At 68.9% G+C, this 15,793-nt stretch carries 16 protein-coding genes; 2 read left to right on the plus strand and 14 right to left on the minus strand.

Annotated features, from left to right (window positions below):
* Positions 1 to 7: 7 nt before the first annotated feature.
* The 8 genes from MVA01S_RS06525 to MVA01S_RS06560 all read right to left on the minus strand — a co-directional run bounded on the left by MVA01S_RS06525 (position 8) and on the right by MVA01S_RS06560 (position 7,588).
* Complete coding sequence (locus MVA01S_RS06525) at positions 8 to 970, minus strand: DODA-type extradiol aromatic ring-opening family dioxygenase (protein WP_003930112.1); 963 nt, start codon at positions 968 to 970, stop codon at positions 8 to 10.
* Position 971: 1 nt separating this feature from the next.
* Positions 972 to 1,817, minus strand: coding sequence for a fumarylacetoacetate hydrolase family protein (locus MVA01S_RS06530; RefSeq protein ID WP_003930111.1), 846 nt, complete (start codon positions 1,815 to 1,817; stop codon positions 972 to 974).
* Entirely contained in the window at positions 1,808 to 2,599 is a 792-nt protein-coding gene (locus tag MVA01S_RS06535; protein WP_051015256.1) for an ABC transporter ATP-binding protein, read from the minus strand. The genes MVA01S_RS06530 and MVA01S_RS06535 overlap by 10 nt, the downstream gene beginning before the upstream one ends.
* 7 nt (positions 2,600 to 2,606) lie before the next feature.
* The gene (locus MVA01S_RS06540) at positions 2,607 to 3,377 is read right to left on the minus strand and encodes an ABC transporter ATP-binding protein (protein WP_003930109.1); all 771 of its coding nucleotides are present in this window, start codon (positions 3,375 to 3,377) and stop codon (positions 2,607 to 2,609) included.
* On the minus strand, positions 3,374 to 4,414 hold the full coding sequence (locus MVA01S_RS06545) for a branched-chain amino acid ABC transporter permease (RefSeq protein ID WP_003930108.1): 1,041 nt from the start codon (positions 4,412 to 4,414) through the stop codon (positions 3,374 to 3,376). The genes MVA01S_RS06540 and MVA01S_RS06545 overlap by 4 nt, the downstream gene beginning before the upstream one ends.
* A gap of 108 nt (positions 4,415 to 4,522) precedes the next feature.
* Positions 4,523 to 5,410 (minus strand): branched-chain amino acid ABC transporter permease, encoded by an 888-nt coding sequence (locus MVA01S_RS06550; RefSeq protein WP_003930107.1) that lies wholly within the window; start codon positions 5,408 to 5,410, stop codon positions 4,523 to 4,525.
* Between the two features lie 4 nt (positions 5,411 to 5,414).
* Positions 5,415 to 6,728: an ABC transporter substrate-binding protein gene (locus MVA01S_RS06555; protein WP_003930106.1), complete on the minus strand. Its 1,314-nt coding sequence runs from the start codon at positions 6,726 to 6,728 to the stop codon at positions 5,415 to 5,417.
* Between the two features lie 137 nt (positions 6,729 to 6,865).
* A complete protein-coding gene (locus MVA01S_RS06560; RefSeq protein WP_040540924.1) occupies positions 6,866 to 7,588 on the minus strand; it encodes a transposase domain-containing protein in 723 nt (240 codons plus the stop codon).
* Between the two features lie 169 nt (positions 7,589 to 7,757).
* Here MVA01S_RS06560 and MVA01S_RS06565 point away from each other — a divergent pair, with 169 nt between their 5' ends.
* Positions 7,758 to 8,435: a FadR/GntR family transcriptional regulator gene (locus tag MVA01S_RS06565; protein WP_003930104.1), complete on the plus strand. Its 678-nt coding sequence runs from the start codon at positions 7,758 to 7,760 to the stop codon at positions 8,433 to 8,435.
* A complete protein-coding gene (locus MVA01S_RS06570) occupies positions 8,432 to 9,103 on the plus strand; it encodes a FadR/GntR family transcriptional regulator (protein WP_003930103.1) in 672 nt (223 codons plus the stop codon). The genes MVA01S_RS06565 and MVA01S_RS06570 overlap by 4 nt, the downstream gene beginning before the upstream one ends.
* Before the next feature lie 7 nt (positions 9,104 to 9,110).
* Here the strand turns inward: MVA01S_RS06570 and MVA01S_RS06575 are convergent, their stop codons facing one another.
* The 6 genes from MVA01S_RS06575 to sfnG all read right to left on the minus strand — a co-directional run bounded on the left by MVA01S_RS06575 (position 9,111) and on the right by sfnG (position 15,744).
* Positions 9,111 to 9,785: a hypothetical protein gene (locus MVA01S_RS06575; protein WP_051015254.1), complete on the minus strand. Its 675-nt coding sequence runs from the start codon at positions 9,783 to 9,785 to the stop codon at positions 9,111 to 9,113.
* 13 nt (positions 9,786 to 9,798) lie between these two features.
* Complete coding sequence (gene purH / locus MVA01S_RS06580; protein ID WP_003930101.1) at positions 9,799 to 11,388, minus strand: bifunctional phosphoribosylaminoimidazolecarboxamide formyltransferase/IMP cyclohydrolase; 1,590 nt, start codon at positions 11,386 to 11,388, stop codon at positions 9,799 to 9,801.
* Positions 11,385 to 12,041: a phosphoribosylglycinamide formyltransferase gene (gene purN / locus MVA01S_RS06585; RefSeq protein WP_040540922.1), complete on the minus strand. Its 657-nt coding sequence runs from the start codon at positions 12,039 to 12,041 to the stop codon at positions 11,385 to 11,387. Before purN ends, purH begins: the two co-directional genes overlap by 4 nt.
* A 9-nt stretch (positions 12,042 to 12,050) precedes the next feature.
* Complete coding sequence (locus MVA01S_RS06590; protein ID WP_003930099.1) at positions 12,051 to 13,532, minus strand: cell division protein PerM; 1,482 nt, start codon at positions 13,530 to 13,532, stop codon at positions 12,051 to 12,053.
* Positions 13,533 to 13,592: 60 nt separating this feature from the next.
* Positions 13,593 to 14,453, minus strand: a complete 861-nt coding sequence (locus tag MVA01S_RS06595; protein WP_060941561.1) for a DUF5336 domain-containing protein — start codon at positions 14,451 to 14,453, stop codon at positions 13,593 to 13,595.
* A 151-nt stretch (positions 14,454 to 14,604) separates the two neighbouring features.
* Entirely contained in the window at positions 14,605 to 15,744 is a 1,140-nt protein-coding gene (gene sfnG / locus MVA01S_RS06600; RefSeq protein ID WP_003930060.1) for a dimethylsulfone monooxygenase SfnG, read from the minus strand.
* Positions 15,745 to 15,793 lie beyond the last annotated feature (49 nt).

A 15,793-nucleotide genomic window follows, 5' to 3' on the forward strand; every position in this document is an offset into this window, starting at 1 on the left:
CGATGTTTCAAACGGTGTAGCGGACTGCGCCGGTGCCGCAGATCCAGGCCGGGGTGGGTTGGTAGGTGAGCACTTCACACGCCACCCCACCCATCGCCCCGGCGACGGCCATCCAGTTGAGGATCTCGTGACCGCCATGGCCGCCACGCTTCTCGATGTCGTCGTAGGTCCAGGCGAACAGGGCCTCCATGTCACCACCGGACAGCAGTTCCAGGAATTCCCGGTCCCATTCGGGGTTGACGCAGGCGTCCCCCATCTCCTCGGCCATCTTGATCTCATAGGGGCCGATGTCGGTCCACAGGTCGGGGTCGCGCTCGAGGTAGCCGCGGCCTTCGTTCTGGAACGTCTTCATCCTGGTCAGGAAGTCGTCCGACCCGCGGCTCGGCTCCCAGATCGGCGGCCAGTGCGACAGACCGCCGGTGCCCCAGAACATGATTCGCTGGTCGCTGCCCTCGACGGCCTTTCGGACGGCCACTCCCACCTCGTAGGCCCGCTTCATGCTGATCAACGGCGGGGTGAACACGTTGATGTACACCGGGATGATCGGGATGTCGCTCTCGGGCCGCAGCAGCTTCATCGGCACCATCAGGTTGTTGCCGAATTCGGCCGTACCCATCCGGGCCGCGTCGATGCCGGAGGCCACCAGCGTGCGCAGGATGTGCTCGGCGAGCACCTTCTCGCCACCGAAGGTGTGCACCCGGTCGAACTTGAGCAGTTCGAGCAGGTGCTCGCCGGGACCGGTGTGCTGTTCGGCCACGCCGACGCTGACCGACGGCATCAGGTTGCGGAAGTGGTTCTCGAAATGGTCGTCCAGGAACGCGACGATCACGTCGGGCTTCGCCTCGGCGACGGTGTGCTTGAGCTCGTCGTAGGCGGCGAAGACCGACCTGTGCTCGTCGGCGGTGACGTCGTCGGGCCAGCCGAGTATGCCCGGTGCGTGCGAGGCGGAGATCCCGCCGACTACGGGCATGTCAGCACTCCGTCCTCACCTTGTTCGAAATCGTTCCGACACCGGCGATCTCGACCTCGACGACGTCTCCGTCGCGGAGGAATTCGGGCGGGTTGCGCTTGAAACCCACGCCGGCGGCAGTGCCGCTGACGATGATGTCCCCCGGCAGCAGCGGTGTCACCTGGGAGATTTCGGCGATCAACCTCGGGATGTCGAAGATCAGGTCCCGGGTGAATGCGTTCTGCTTGACCACACCGTTGACCCGGCAGGTCACCTCGATGTCGGGCTTGATCCCGACGGTGTCGCGGTCGACGATGCCCGGGCCGATCGGCGTGGAGGCCGGTGCGTTCTTGCCGAGCGTCCACTGCACGTGCCGGACCTGACGGTCGCGCACCGACACGTCGTTGACGACGGTGTAGCCGGCCACCACATCCCAGGAGTCCTCCTCGGACACGTTGCGCGCGGGCGCCCCGATGACCACCCCGAGTTCGGCCTCCCAGTCGAACTCGACCGACACCGAACTCGGCAGGTCGAGCAGGTCGAAGGGACCGGCGATCGTGGACAGATCCTTCATGAAGACCACCGGTGCCTTCGGCACGGTCGCCAGGAAGACGTCCATGGACTCCTGCTGGTGGTCCAGGTAGTTGATGCCGATGCAGAAGATGCGGCTCGACGGGGTCACCGGCGGCAACAGCACCACGTCACTGAGCTTCACGCGCCCGGCACGGGCTTCGGCGATGCGCTCAGGCTGTCCCGCGGTCAGCAGCACCAGAGCGTCGCGCAGTGACCAGTCCACACCGACGATCTCGTCCCCGTCGAGGTAGCCGCACCGCGTGGCACCCTGGTGGACGAACTGAACTAACTGCAACGAACTTCTCCTTCGGTTTTCGTGGTGTCGGCAGCACCGGACAGGATGGCTTCCTCGGTACCGCCGAGGAAGATGTGCGAAAAGCTGGGATCGGCGCGCAGTTCGGCCGCCGACCCGGACCGGCGCACCCGCCCGGTGGCCAGTACGTAGGCCCAATCTGCCGATGCCATCGCCAGATTGGCCCGTTGTTCGACGAGGAGCACCGCGATCCCGCTGGCCTTCAACTCGGCCAGCTGCTCGTCGAGCAGGCGCGACGCCATCTCCTCGGTCAGACCGGCGGTGGGCTCGTCGAGCAGCAGCACCTTCGGCTCGAGCATCAGCACCCGCGCCATCGCCAGCATCTTGCGCTCCCCGCCCGAGAGCACACCGGCGTGCCGCTTGAGCATCGTCTTGAGCCGCGGGAACAGTTCGAGCACGCGTTCCTTGTTGGCCGCGACCTTGTCCCGAGACAGCCGGTATCCGCCGATGACGATGTTCTCCTCCACCGTCAGCGGTTTGAACACGTCGTCGATCTGCGGCACGTATCCCATTCCCGCTGCGGCCCGTTCGGCGGTGGACAGGGCGGTGATGTCGCCGCGCCCGGCCAGATCGACCGTTCCGCCCATCGGCTTGACCAGACCGGCCAGCCCTTTGAGCAGAGTGCTCTTGCCGCAGCCGTTGGGCCCGACCACGCAGGCGGTCTTTCCGGCCGTCAGCTCCAGGCTGACGTTGTGCACGATCGGTACGCCGTTGTAACCGACCGTGAGTTCGTGAACGCCGAGCACGGCAGCGCCGGGGCTCATGCGGGTGCTATCCGGCGACATAAGCATCGACCACTTCCTTTTCGCGGCGGGCTGCCGCCATGGATCCTTCGAACAACACCTGACCGCGGGCCATCACCACGACGGCGTCGGTCAGGCGTTCCACTGCGTCGAGTTCGTGAGCGACCATCAGGATGCTGATGCCCCGGTCCCGCAGCTCGACCAGGAAGTCGGAGATGCGCTCGATGATGCTCGCGTGCACGCCGGCGAAAGGTTCGTCGAGCAGCAACATCTCGGGCTCGGTGGTGACGGCCCGGAGCAGCTCGAGAATCCGCCGCTGACCTCCGGAGAGGTCACCCATGTAGTCGTTCTCCTTGGCGTCGAGTCCGAACTCGGCCAACAGCGCCCGGGCTCTGATGACCGCGTCGCGCTGAGCGGGCAGCCAGCTGCGCCTGGGCCTGGTGAACACTTGGAGGAACCCGGTGCCGCCCACCGTGCGGTCGGCCAGCAGCAGGTTCTCCAGCACCGTCAGACGCCCGAAATCGGCGGGCATCTGGAAGGTCCGCATGATGCCGCGACGGGACCGCTTGTAGGGCGGCAGTTTTGCGATGTCCTGCCCGCGATGCAGCACCCTGCCGGCCTCCACGGGCGCGGTGCCGGCCAACGCGTGCAACAGTGTGGACTTCCCGGCGCCGTTGGGACCGACCACCGCGGTGATCTTGGCGCTGGGCACGTGCAGTGACACGTCCTGCAACACCCGGTTCTTGCCGTAGGCGACCGTCAGTCCTTCGATGGTCAGGATGTTCTCGTCGGCCATCATGCGACTCCCTGCTTGGCGCGAACCTCGCCAGACGATTCCGGACGCAGCGTGTTCCAGAACGGCACCGGTGCCCCGTCGAGGCCGAATGTGCGCTTGCGCTCGGGGAAGACGCCTTGCGGGCGCCACCACAGGAACGCGAGGATGACCAGGCCGACCACCACGAACTGCAGGGCGTCGACGGTGCCGGGGGCACCGAACTGCGGCAGGTAGCGCGTCGCCTCGGTCAGGCCGACCGGCAGCACCATGGCACCGAGCAGGACACCGAACCGGTTGCCGGCGCCACCGACGATCACGGCGCCCATCAGGATCAGTGTCTCCTGGTAGGACCAGTCCGCCGGCGCGTAGGTGCCGATGAACGAGGCCAGGACAGCGCCGCTGAGCGCACCGAGGCCATTGCCGACGGCGAAGGCCGACAACCGCACCGGGGTGACGTTGACGCCGAGGGCGTCGGCGGCTTCCGGGTTCTCCCGCACCGCCCGCAGCACCCGCCACAGCGGAGTCCGGGAGATCCGTAGCACCACCCAGGCCGCCAGTAATGTGAGCAGCACCGCGAATCCGGCGTAGAGCCAGGAGTATTCGGTCGATCGCAGGCCCAGTTCCTCCTTGAGCGGAGCCGGGATGAGGTACAGCCCGTGCCCGCCGCCGAGCAGCCCGGGCATCGCGACCACCAGCGCCGCGGCGATCAGCGCCACCGACAGCATCGCCACCGCCTGGTAGTCGGAGCGCAGGCGCCGCAGCGCGACCAGACCGATCGGCAACGACACCAGCATGCCGGCCAGCACCGCACCGACGAACGGCAACGGGAACGGCAGCGACGCACCCCAGAAGTACTCCTGGACGACGGTGCCGCCTCCGGTTTCCGGCGGCCCCAGCGACAGCAGAGCCACGGTGTAGCCGCCCACTGCCACCGACACGATGTAGCTCAGGTTGAGCAGACCCGTGTCCGAGTACTGAAGCTCCAGCCCCCAACAGCCGATGACGGCCACGGCGGCATAGACCACCAGTGTGACGATGTAGAAGGAAAGATCTGCACTCATGCGCGATCCGTTCCCGCGCTCGTGCCTCGCACGTCCACTCCTCGCTGGGTCCTCATGCGCGATCCGTTCCCGCGCTCGTGCCTCGCACGTCCACTCCTCGCTGGGTCCTCATACCTGTAGTGCCCTTCCTGACGAGAACTCCGCGCGGATGCCCTGCGGCCGCGCCATCAGCACGCCGATCAGCACCAGCAGCGCGATCGCGATCTTGAAGCTGGGATCCAGCCACACCGCGGTCACCTCCGTCGCCAGTCCCAGCACGAGGGCACCGAGCATCGCGCCGTAGGCGTCACCGATTCCGCCGAGCACAGCCGCGGCGATCACCAGCACGATGAACGTGCGGCCCGAGGTCGCCGAGAACGACGAGCTGATGATGAACAGCGCGACGCCGGCCAGACCGCACAGTCCTCCGGAGATGGCCCACGCGGTGGCCACCACGCGCTGGGTGGCGATACCGCAGGACTGGGCGAGGCCGCCGTCCACCGAGGCGGCCCGCATGGCCAGTCCCAACCGGGAACGCTTGAGCAGCAAGTGCATTCCGACCATGGCGGCGACCGCGAGCACAATCACGATCAACTGCAGATCGGTGACGGCCGCGCTGGCGATGGTGAACACCACCGTCGGGGTGACCTCGTACCGGAACGACAGCGGGCCGACCAGCGCCAGCAGGCCGTTGGCCAGCACCAAGCTGACCGCCAGGCTGATCACCAGCATCTGGAACACCGACACCCCGCGCCGGGCGAACGGTTGGTAGACGAAGTGATTGAGCAGTAGCGAGACCACGACACCGGCCGCCACCCCGACCAGCGCCGCGCCCGCCATCGGGAGCCCGGCGTTACCGGCCCCGAGCGCCGCGAAGCCGGAGATCACCATCGTCTCACTGAACGCGAGGTTGAAGACGTTGGAGACGCTGTACTGCAGGGTGAAACCGACCGCGGCCAGGGCGAGCACCGCGGCGATCACCACCCCGAACACCGTCGCCGAGACAAGGAGATTCACGAGATCAGCGCTGTCCGCTCGCGAGCGCCTCGAGCTCGTCGGCGGGCAGCTGGTTCACCAACCGCAGCTCCTTGGCGGCCGGATCCCAGTCGTAGAGCGCGAAAGCGCCGATCACGTTGTGGAATTCGTTGAGCCGGTACTCACCGTTGGCGCCGACGTACTGGATGTCCTCGCCCTTGCCGAGCGCCTCGACGCCTTCGGAGTAGTTGGTGACCACGGTCTTGCCGTCACCGGCGGCCAGGAGCTCCGGGATCGCCGAGTTGTAGTCCTCGGGTTCCACCGAATCGGTCTTCGTGGCGGCCAGCCCCGACAGGATCACACCGTCGTAGGCGGCCCGGGAGTATGCGCTGTCCTTGAAGGACGGAACGTCGATCCCGTCCTGACCCTCCAGCGACTGCAGGGTCTCGACGTAGGTCTCGGTCCCGGCTCCGCCTTCCTGCGCGTACCGGACGACGACCTGCAGGGACTTGGCCAGGGCCTCGTCGCCGCCGTAGGCGTTCACCGCTACCTTCTGCCAATCACCGGTGGTGGCAAGGGTGTTGGTGACGATCGGGATGTCTGCCCCGCCGGCCTGGTTGAGCTCGGTCAGGAAGGTGCCCGCGGTGACGGCATCGGCTTCGAAGATGATGGCGGCCGGCCGGTTCTGCAGGATGCGGGCCACCTCGGTCCGGTAGGACGGCTGCTCCGGCTGGATGGTCATCGCTTCGGTGACGCCGACGCCCAGGCCGCCGAGTGCCTCTTCCAGCGGCGGGATGTTCGCCTGCGCAGACGCGCCGCCGACGAAGACCAGGGCCACCTTGTCGAATCCCTGCTGCTGGGAGTGCAGCGCCATCGCCTGCGCGCCGACGGTGTCGGAGGTGATCAGGCGGTAGTAGTAGTCGAGCTCGGTGCGGTCGAAGCGACCGTCTCCGGCCGGGGAGAACATCACCTGGCCGGCTTCTTCGAGTACCGGGGCGGCCGCGGCGGCCTCGGCGGTGCTGGGGCCCAGCACGGTGAACAGATTGGACGTGGTGCTCAGCATCTGGCGTGCGGCCGGCACCGAGTCACTGGCTGTGCCTTTGGTGTCGAACGCCTCGCACTCGATGTCGCGTCCGAGCACGCCACCGGCCTCGTTGATCTCCGCGGCAGCGGGCAGGCACCCGTTGACCACTTCGGCGCCTTCCACCGCGGTGGGGCCGCTGAATGCCATCAGCATGCCCACCACCAGGGGATCACCGGAGCCGCCGGCGTCGCCGCCACCGCCGCCCGAGCATGCGGGCACCGCGAACAAGGCGGCCGCGGCCGCTGCGCTGGACCAGACCTTCGTCGATTTCTTCATGTCTCTCCCACGTGAGTCGGCAACCAATCTTCAACCATTCACCGCCCAATCAGGCTAGAAGAGTTGGGCTGTGCGGGGAACACAATCACGCAAATTGCCGAGCGGCCACCTAAGCCCTTTGTTGACTTAGGGCGCGATCAGACGCGCGCCCGGCACGTCACCAGCGCCTTCTCCAGCGCCACGGTCACGCACGCCCGGGCCAGCGCGTCCTGGCGCCACGCATCGGCGGTGCGGGCGCGTAATCCGCGGAACGGATTCTCGGGCTCCGCCGGTTGCGGCGCCGCCACGATCCGGAGCCCGGCCGCCGCGCGCTGCTGCAGGGACTCGACAGCGGACGCGGGCAGGTCCACGGTCACCTGCGCCGCAGAGACACTGTCCAGCAGTGCCGCCGCGGTGTCGAGATCTGCGCCGCGCGCATCACAGGCACGCAGCGCGCCGGTGCCCGCGTCGGTGATCCACCACAGGCCGGGCATGCCAGCCGCTCGGTATCGATGCAGGGCAAGCCCATTTTCCATGCCGGCCGCCGAGACTGGCCGCACGGTCTCGCGCAACAGCAGCGCCAACGGCAGCGTGCCGAGGCGCGACCGGGCCCTGGTGACCGCGCTTCTGGTCGGACGTTCGCCGGACAGTCCGCGTCCGGTGGCGGCAGGCAGCGTCGTCCACAGCAGATCGGTGATGTCGTCGTAGCCGGCGAGCGGGCACATCGCCGACGCCAACAGGTGGTAGGTCGTCACCCACGGCGGCAGGCTGCGCACCCGTCCGGGGACGACCCCCGCGGTGTGCGACGCCGTTTCGACCATGCCGACCGGGATCGCGCCGACCAACGCCGATAGGGCCAGGCGGTCAGACACACCGCTCATCGTGCCGCCTTAAGTCAACCGGTAGTGAACCCGGACAGCCCAGAGTTTACGCACGCGTAACTGTAACCAATCACGGCACATTGGTCGACTTATGCCTCTCTTGATCGTCACTGCGCCCAATTTGGTCACATTGGTTACAGTGAAGGGCGTGCACTCAGAGGGGGAGACGATGAGCGAAGCAGCGGGGCCGGACGTCGACCGCGACGTCCGTCGGCTGATCGATGAGTGGGTGGGGGCGGCGGACCTTCCTCCGGACGGCCGACTGCCGGCCGAGCGGCACCTCGCCGGCATGCTCGGCTGCTCCCGCGCGCAGGTGCGCCGCGTGATGTCAGAGCTGGAGCGCGAGGGACGGGTGGTCCGCGAGGTGGGACGGGGAACCTTCCTGGTCCCGGACGGCGACAACCAGCCCTCCGGTATCGGCGGCGGCGCGTTCACGCCTGCGGCGATCATGACCGCCTCGCTGATCTTCGAGCCCGAGGTCGTCTCGCTGGCCGCGCTCGCCGCCACCGAAGACGACTTCGCCCAACTGCGTCGCTGCCTGGCCCGCGGCGCGGCTGCCACCGACTACGAAACATTCGAGCAGTGGGACGTCACACTGCATCACGCGTTCGCGGTGGCCACGCACAACCCGCAGATCGTGGCCATGGTGGACGTGCTGAACTCGACGAGGAACAACCCGGTGTGGGGTCGGCTCAAACGCGACGGCTACACCCCCGAGAACCGGGCCGTCATCGAGCACGAACACGAGGAGATCGTCGCGGCGCTCATGCAGCGCGACCGGCGCCGCGCGGGCGCGGCGATGACCGAGCACCTCCGCTTCGTACGGTCTGTGGTGTTCGGCCAGTGAACGACGACGACGCCACCACCGTCGCCCGGTACATCGACGACCAGATACTGGCCGGCGCACTCCGGCCAGGCAGCCGGGTGCCCACCGAGCGCGCGCTCGCCGAGCTGCTCGGCTGCAGCCGCCACGACGTCCGCAGACAGCTCGACGCGCTGGAAAACCAGGGGCGGATCACCCGAGAGGTCGGGCGCGGCACGTTCCTGACCCATGACGGAGCCGCCCCCGCGGCCATCGCGGAGCAAGTCGAGATCAGCCCGCTCGACCTCATCGGCGCCCGTGCGGCGTGGGAACCCAACCTCATGACACTGGTGGCCGTGGCGGCCACCGCCGAGGACTTCGCCGAGATCAGGCGCTGCCTGGAGCAGGGCGATGCCGCACGCACCCCGGAGGAATTCGTGGAGTGCGACATCGCTTTTCACCGGGCGCTGGCGAACGCCACCCACAATTCCGTGGTGGCGGCACTCCATGACATGGTCGAGTCGGGCCGGCGCCGGCTCGCGGGCAGCGCGCTCGACGCCCGTCCGTACAGCGCCGACAACTACGCGGTGTGCCAGGGGCAGCACCGGGAGATCGCCGAGGCCATCTTCGACCGCGACGCGGTCCGCAGCCGGGAGGCCATGCGGCGCCATCTGCAGACGGTGCGTGGGCAGCTGCTCGCAGGCCTACCCTGACCGTCCCTCAGCGGCTCCCAGGCGGCAGCATCTGGAAGCCGCCCAGGATCTGGTCGACATCGCGGCGGTAGTCCGGATCCTGCTCGTCGGCGCTCTGCACCGTGACGGCCACGCCGTAGGTCCGGCCCTCGCTGAACATCACGACACTGAGCAGGTCGGCGCGGCGCGGCTTGAGGCCGGGCAGCAGTGACACCAGATAGTGCCCCCGCACCGCGGGCAGTCCGCACACCGTGGTGTCGGTCAGCGTCAGATCGGTCACGCCGAGCTGCTTCACCTGCCGCTGCTGGTCGGCGAAGAACTTCTGCGCCGTGATCTCGCCGCGGTGGGACTCCAGCGTCACCACCGCCGTCGGTGCGACCCCGCCCTTGGCCAGGCCGTCGTTGCGCATCACGAACCGGATCATCGGGGAGTCCAGCGCGGTGATCCGTTTCCAGCCGTCGGGCTGCGGGATGCGCAGCACCGGTTCGGCGTCGGCCGCGGCCCCACGCGGCGGCGCGATGTCGGCGAGCTTGCCGTTCACCGGCGTGCATGCGTCCGCCGACGCGTAGGAGCCGAACGGCGTGCCGGGCTCGACGGCGACCGCCCGCGCGTCGTGGACCACCCTGGTACACGACGGCACGAGCATCGCGGCGATGACCACGGCAGCCGCGACCGCTCGGCGCCGCGTTCTGCGCGAAAACATCAGCCCGTCACCCCTAGTGCGCGAAATGCCGCGCCCCGGTGAGGTACAGCGTGACCCCGGCGGCCTCGGCGGCCGCGGTCACCTCGTCGTCGCGCACCGAACCGCCGGGATGCACGACCGCCGTGACCCCGGCTCTGATCAGTGTCTCGAGCCCGTCCGGGAACGGGAAGAACGCGTCCGAGGCGCCGACCGCGCCGCGGGCACGGTCACCGGCGCGCTCGACGGCCAACCGGGCCGCGTCGACCCGGTTGACCTGGCCCATGCCCACACCCACGGTCGCTCCGTCCTTGGCCAGCACGATCGCGTTCGACTTGACCGCACGGCACGTCCGCCAGGCGAACACCAGATCGGCGAGCATGGCCGGGTCCGCGGGCGAACCGGTGGCCAGCCGCCAGTTGGCGGGGTCGTCCCCGGCGGCGTCGAGTGCGTCACGCTGCTGCACCAGCAGTCCACCGCTGACCTGACGGAACTCGGTGCCGTCCGGCTGCGGCTGAGAGGCCACGAGCACACGGATGTTCTTCTTCCCCGACAGCACCTCGACGGCGCCCGGCTCGTAGGCCGGCGCAACGATCACCTCGGTGAAGATCCCGGCGACGGTCTCGGCCATCTCGACCGTCACCTCGGTGTTGGTCGCGATCACCCCGCCGAACGCCGACAGCGGGTCACACTCGTGGGCCTTGCGGTGCGCATCGGCCACCGACACCGACGACACCGCGATGCCACACGGGTTGGCGTGCTTGATGATCGCCACGCAGATGTCCTCGTGGTCGAACGCCGCCCGCCACGCCGCGTCGGCGTCGGTGTAGTTGTTGTAGGACATCTCCTTGCCGTGCAGCTGCTCGGCCTGCGCCAGACCCGGCCAACCGCCGACGTCGCCGTACAGCGCGGCCTGCTGATGCGGGTTCTCGCCGTAGCGCAGCACAGCCGACCGGCGGAACGTCGCACCCAGCCAGCGCGGCAGCACTGCGGACACGTCGCCTGCGGTGTCGTCGGGGGCCAGCACCGAATCCATCCAGGACGCCACCGCGACGTCGTACTCAGCGGTGTGACGGAAAGCCAACGCCGCCAGCTTCTTTCGCTCCGCATAGGTGAATCCGCCGGCTCGCACCGCGGCCAGCACACCGTCATACCCGAGCGGGTCGACGACCACGGCGACGCTGGGATGGTTCTTGGCGGCCGCGCGCACCATCGAGGGCCCGCCGATGTCGATCTGCTCCACGCACTCGTCGACCCCGGCCCCGGAGTCGACGGTCTCGGTGAACGGGTACAGGTTCACCACCACGAGTTCGAAGGCGGCGACACCGAGCTGCTCGAGTGCGGCCACGTGTTCGGGCCTGCGCTGGTCGGCGAGCAGACCGGCGTGCACGTGCGGGTGCAGGGTTTTCACCCGGCCGTCGAGCACCTCGGGGAAGCCGGTGACCTCCTCCACCGGGGTGACCGGAACACCCGCCCCGGCAATGGTTTTCGCGGTCGACCCGGTGGACACGATGTCCACACCGGAAGCATGCAGCCCCTGCGCGAGAGCAACGAGTCCGGTCTTGTCGTACACGCTGATCAGCGCCCGGCGGATCGGCCGCCGGAACACCTCGTCGTTGTCGCTCATCCTAGGGTCGCCTTTCGTCCTGTCCATCTCACGCCGCGGGTGGCCACCGCTGCCACCACGTCCACCAGCAGTTGTCTTTCGCTCACCTTGATCCGTTCGTGCAGGCTCGCCTCGTCGTCGTCGTCACGCACCGCCACCGCCTGCTGGGCGAGAATCGGCCCGGTGTCGGTGCCCTCGTCCACGAGGTGGACCGTGCATCCGCTCACCCGCACCCCGTAGGCCAGCGCGTCGCGTACCGCGTGCGCACCCGGGAACGCGGGCAGCAGCGCCGGATGGGTGTTGAGCACACGGCCGGGGAACGCCGAAAGGAACGCCGGTCCAAGAATTCTCATGAACCCGGCCGACACGACGAGGTCCGGTTGGTGAGCTACGGTCGCGGCGGTCAGCGCGGCGTCCCACGCGGCGCGATCGGCAAACTCGGCGGGTGGCACGGTGAAGGTCGGTACGGAGTATCCGGCCGCGACCTCCAGCGCCGCGCACGGCCGGTCGGTGCCCACCGCGACCACCCGGGCCGGGTACCCGCCGACGTCCGATCGCAGCAGCGAGGCCAGTAGCGAACCGCCTCCCGAGGCCAGCACGACGACTCTGGCCGGCGCGCTCGGTGGCACGCGGATGCCAGATCGCTCCTCGTCTCCGCGGGCCTGGGATTGCACGCTGAAAGCCTAGTGGGCCCCGCGTTCGCGTTCGCCGCCGCTGTCGTCGTCCGCCACGCTGCGCGTTTCCTCGTCGACCACGAAGTGGTCCTCGGGGTCGAAGTCCGCCGCAGTCCCGGCAGCGGACGCGACCGCGGCCGAGGACGGCGCTGGACGGTCCAACTCCTCGGGGCCGGGCGCAGAGACGGCCTCGGGGTCGGGCTGCGGTTCAGGTTCGGGTTCGCGTTCGGGACCGGGAGCAGGCTCGCCGGGCACGATCTCGACGGTCTCCGGGTCCGGGTCCTCGCCGGTGCCGTCCTCGCCGCCGAGGTCGTCGTCCGGGTCTGCGGCCGCCGGCCCGGGCACCGGCTTGGGCTTGCGGACCCGGGGGGTGACGCCGCCGGACATCCCCACGGTCAGCGCACCGATCCCCCACATCCACAGGAACACCGCAGGCGCGAAGGTGGTCTGGTCGACCCCGACGTCGCCGAAATTGCCCAGCGGTCCCCCACCGGCATGTCCGAGCAGCGCCATCGTCGCGGCCGCGGCCACCGCGGCGACGGACAGCTTGGCCAGCGCGGGACCCAGGGGCAGAGGCCGGCGCGCGCACTGCTGGCCCAGCGCGACCGCCGAGACGGCCGCGACGATCATCAGCGCCACCCACACCGGCCCGAGCGGCGGCGTCGGCACCGCGGCCAGCACCGGCAACGCCGGGATGTCCCCACCGAACACGGTGAACGGGCTGAACGTCGCCAGACCGATGTGCGCGCTCGACCCCACCGCGACCGCGGCGGCGCCGACCATCACGTTGGGCAGGTAGAGCACCGACAGCACCATCAGGCTGAGCTGCCCGAACATCGAGTCGGTGATGGAGAACAGGTCGTGCATCGTCGACCAGTGCACGATCAGTGATCCGGCGACGATGGCGCCGGACAGCCCCATCAGCGCGAGCACACCGGCCGCGGCGGCCCGGAATGCCTCGGGCAGCCATTTCGGCAGGGGTGAGGAGGCCAGCAGAGACCTGCCCACCCGGGAGCCGACGCCGAGCGCCGCGCCGATCGCGTGGACCGCCAGCACCGAGCCGAACGCGTGCAGCGCGTCCGGGGTCTGCAGTTCGGTCAGCACAGAGGCGGCATCGTGGATGACCGCCAGACAGATTGCGGCGATCAGTATCGGCCCGCCCAGCGCCGAGCCCACCACCCAGCGGGTGACGAACCACGATGTTCCCGGCGCCGTGGCCGCCGCGGTCGTGCGCGCGGTGCCGTAGATCATCACCAGCACCGGCAACAGCGGCATCACCCCGAGGGCGCTGCCGCCGATGGACACCGGCACCAGATGTACACCCAGCCACATGCTGGCGATGGCGCCGAGAGCGCCTGTCATGTCGCTGTTGGCGATCACCAGCTGCAGCAGAACCACCGCAGCGATGATCAGCAACGCGACGAGCGACGGTCCGAACGCGACCCGTAGCAGGTCACGCGCCTGCCGTGTGCCGACTGGCCGGGTGCTCACGGGTTGGGCCGCTCCTCGCAGACGCTCGGGCGCGCGACGGTCGCGCACGCGCGGCTCAGACTACGACGAGGACTGATCCGACTGCGAGGAAGACGGCGACTGGGGTGGCGCCGGTGTCTGGGTGGTCGGCGTGTTGCTCGCGGGCGGCTGACCGTAGGTGGGGAAACCGGTGGGCGGGGTGGGCGGGCCCGAAGGTCCCGACGGGGTCGCGGCCTGGAACCCGCCGGTGCTCTGACCGGTGCCGGGGTAACCGCTGCCGGTGTACTGCGTCGGGTATCCGGGACGCTGCTGGGGCGGGCCCTGCTGGTGCTGGCCCGGCCCGCCGTGCTGCTGCTGCTGGCCGTAGTAACCGGGGTACTGGCCGTAGGACTGCGGCTGTTCGTACTTGGGCCGCGGCACCGGGGCGGTGATGACGCCGGAATCGAACAGCATGACCACGACGGCGACGGCCGCCTGCAGCAGCGTGAACGCGATGACGAGGTAGAGACCCCAGTCGATGGACGCCTCGGCGGGCTTGTTGAGGACCTCGGCGATCACCAGCAGAAAACCCAGGACCGCGGCGACGGCGGCCACCGCGGTGAAGTTGCGCTGCCGCGGCAGCAGGCCCACCGCGGCCAGCAGGCCGGCCACGACCGCGGCGATGACCGCGAAGACGATGCCCAGCGAGCTTCCGGTCAACTCACCCAGACCCGGGAAGTTGGACGCCGCGACGCTGAACTGCGGACCGAAGCTCGACAGGTACACGAGCAGGCCGAGGGTCGCGACGGCGGCGCTGAGGTAGGCGGGCAGTCGGCTCGGGCCCTCGGTCACCGGGTCGGCGTCGGAGATCCTGCTGAACTGCTGCGTCGGTGCGGTGAACTGGGTGGTCGGCTGCTGGCCCGGGTAACCAGGACCTCCGGGCGCGCCTTGTGGGTACGACATGACCTCTCCTGTGCTGTGCGGGCATCGGAACCGACGGTGCCGCCATCCAGGACGACAGTCGACGTCGATCAATCCGCCTGAGCGATTCGATAAACCACGCTAGCGCACCCCGGGGTGCGCCTGTCACCTCATCGGGGTCGGCCGGGCGTCGCTATACCGCGGTGAGCACGGGGGCGAACGCCGAATCACGTTCGGCATCCTCGATCTCACGGACCAGCGGCAACACCCGCGCCCCGAAGTACTCGATCTCCTCCTGGAAGTGCAGGAAACCGCCCAGGATCAGGTCGACTCCGCGCCGGCGGTAGGCGGCGATGCGTTCGGCGATCTGCTCGGGTGTGCCGATGAGCTGGGTGCGGAAGCCGTCGTTGTACTGCACCAGATCTTCGAACGTGGAGTCCGCCCACATGCCGTGCTTGTCGGAGGTGGAGTTGCCGGCCTGCTGCACGGCGCTGCGGAAGCCTTCCACCGCAGGCGTGTTCGCCTTCGCGATGATCTCGCGCAGCACCTCTTTCGCTTCTCTTTCCGTGTCGCGGGCGATGATGAAGCCGTTCAGCCCGAACTTGACCTCGCGGCCCGCCGGAGTGGCGCTGCGGGCGTGGTCGCGGACCTCGACCAACTGCTCGGTGACGCCGTCGAAGTCCTTGCCGTTGGAGAAGTACCAGTCGGCGTGGCGCCCGCCGTTGCGCCGCGCGGCGGTGGAGTTGCCACCCTGGAACAGTTCCGGGTTGGGCCGCTCGGGCGTGTTGAGCGGTTTCGGCTTGAGGGTGAAGTCGTGGATGCGGTAGAAGTCGCCGCGGAAATCGACCTCGTCCTCGGTCCAGATCTTTCGGAGGACCTGCAGGAATTCGGCGCTACGCCGGTACCGTTCGTCGTGTTCGAGCCACGGCTCGCCGAGGTGGGTGAACTCGTCCTTGAACCAGCCGGAGACCACATTGACGGCGAACCGTCCGCCGGACAGATGGTCCGCGGTGGCGCCGAGCTTGGCCAGGACGGCCGGCTGCCACAGGCCCGGATGCACGGCGGCGATCACCTTGAGCCGTTCGGTCGCCAGCAGCAGCGCCAGACTGAAGCTGGTCGACTCGTGTTGGTACTCGGCGCCGTAGCTGGCCTCGTAGCGGACCTGGGACAGCGCGTACTCGAACCCGCTGTTCTCCGCGGTCTGGGCGAGCTTCTTGTTGTAGTCGTAGTTCCAGTCGGTGCGCTGCTCGATGTCGCTGGTGACCAGGCCGCCGCTGACGTTGGGCACCCAGTAGGCGAACTTGACGTGGTCGGCGATGCGTTCGGTCGTCATGCTGAGTCATCGAAGCCCCGGGCGGCCCCGCGGTCATCGGTATGGATCG

It is taken from the genome of Mycolicibacterium vaccae NBRC 14118 = CIP 105934, assembly GCF_001552715.1.
Lineage (GTDB): Bacteria > Actinomycetota > Actinomycetes > Mycobacteriales > Mycobacteriaceae > Mycobacterium > Mycobacterium vaccae.

Coding starts and splice junctions, on each gene's coding strand:
- MVA01S_RS06560 (WP_040540924.1), bottom strand. CDS start 7,588: ATGAGCGGTGTGTCTGACCGCCTGGCCCTATCGGCGTTGGTCGGCGCG.
- MVA01S_RS06565 (WP_003930104.1), top strand. CDS start 7,758: ATGAGCGAAGCAGCGGGGCCGGACGTCGACCGCGACGTCCGTCGGCTG.
- MVA01S_RS06540 (WP_003930109.1), bottom strand. CDS start 3,377: ATGATGGCCGACGAGAACATCCTGACCATCGAAGGACTGACGGTCGCC.
- MVA01S_RS06595 (WP_060941561.1), bottom strand. CDS start 14,453: ATGTCGTACCCACAAGGCGCGCCCGGAGGTCCTGGTTACCCGGGCCAG.
- MVA01S_RS06575 (WP_051015254.1), bottom strand. CDS start 9,785: ATGTTTTCGCGCAGAACGCGGCGCCGAGCGGTCGCGGCTGCCGTGGTC.
- purH (WP_003930101.1), bottom strand. CDS start 11,388: ATGAGCGACAACGACGAGGTGTTCCGGCGGCCGATCCGCCGGGCGCTG.
- MVA01S_RS06555 (WP_003930106.1), bottom strand. CDS start 6,728: ATGAAGAAATCGACGAAGGTCTGGTCCAGCGCAGCGGCCGCGGCCGCC.
- sfnG (WP_003930060.1), bottom strand. CDS start 15,744: ATGACGACCGAACGCATCGCCGACCACGTCAAGTTCGCCTACTGGGTG.
- MVA01S_RS06545 (WP_003930108.1), bottom strand. CDS start 4,414: ATGAGTGCAGATCTTTCCTTCTACATCGTCACACTGGTGGTCTATGCC.
- MVA01S_RS06535 (WP_051015256.1), bottom strand. CDS start 2,599: ATGAGCCCCGGCGCTGCCGTGCTCGGCGTTCACGAACTCACGGTCGGT.
- MVA01S_RS06525 (WP_003930112.1), bottom strand. CDS start 970: ATGCCCGTAGTCGGCGGGATCTCCGCCTCGCACGCACCGGGCATACTC.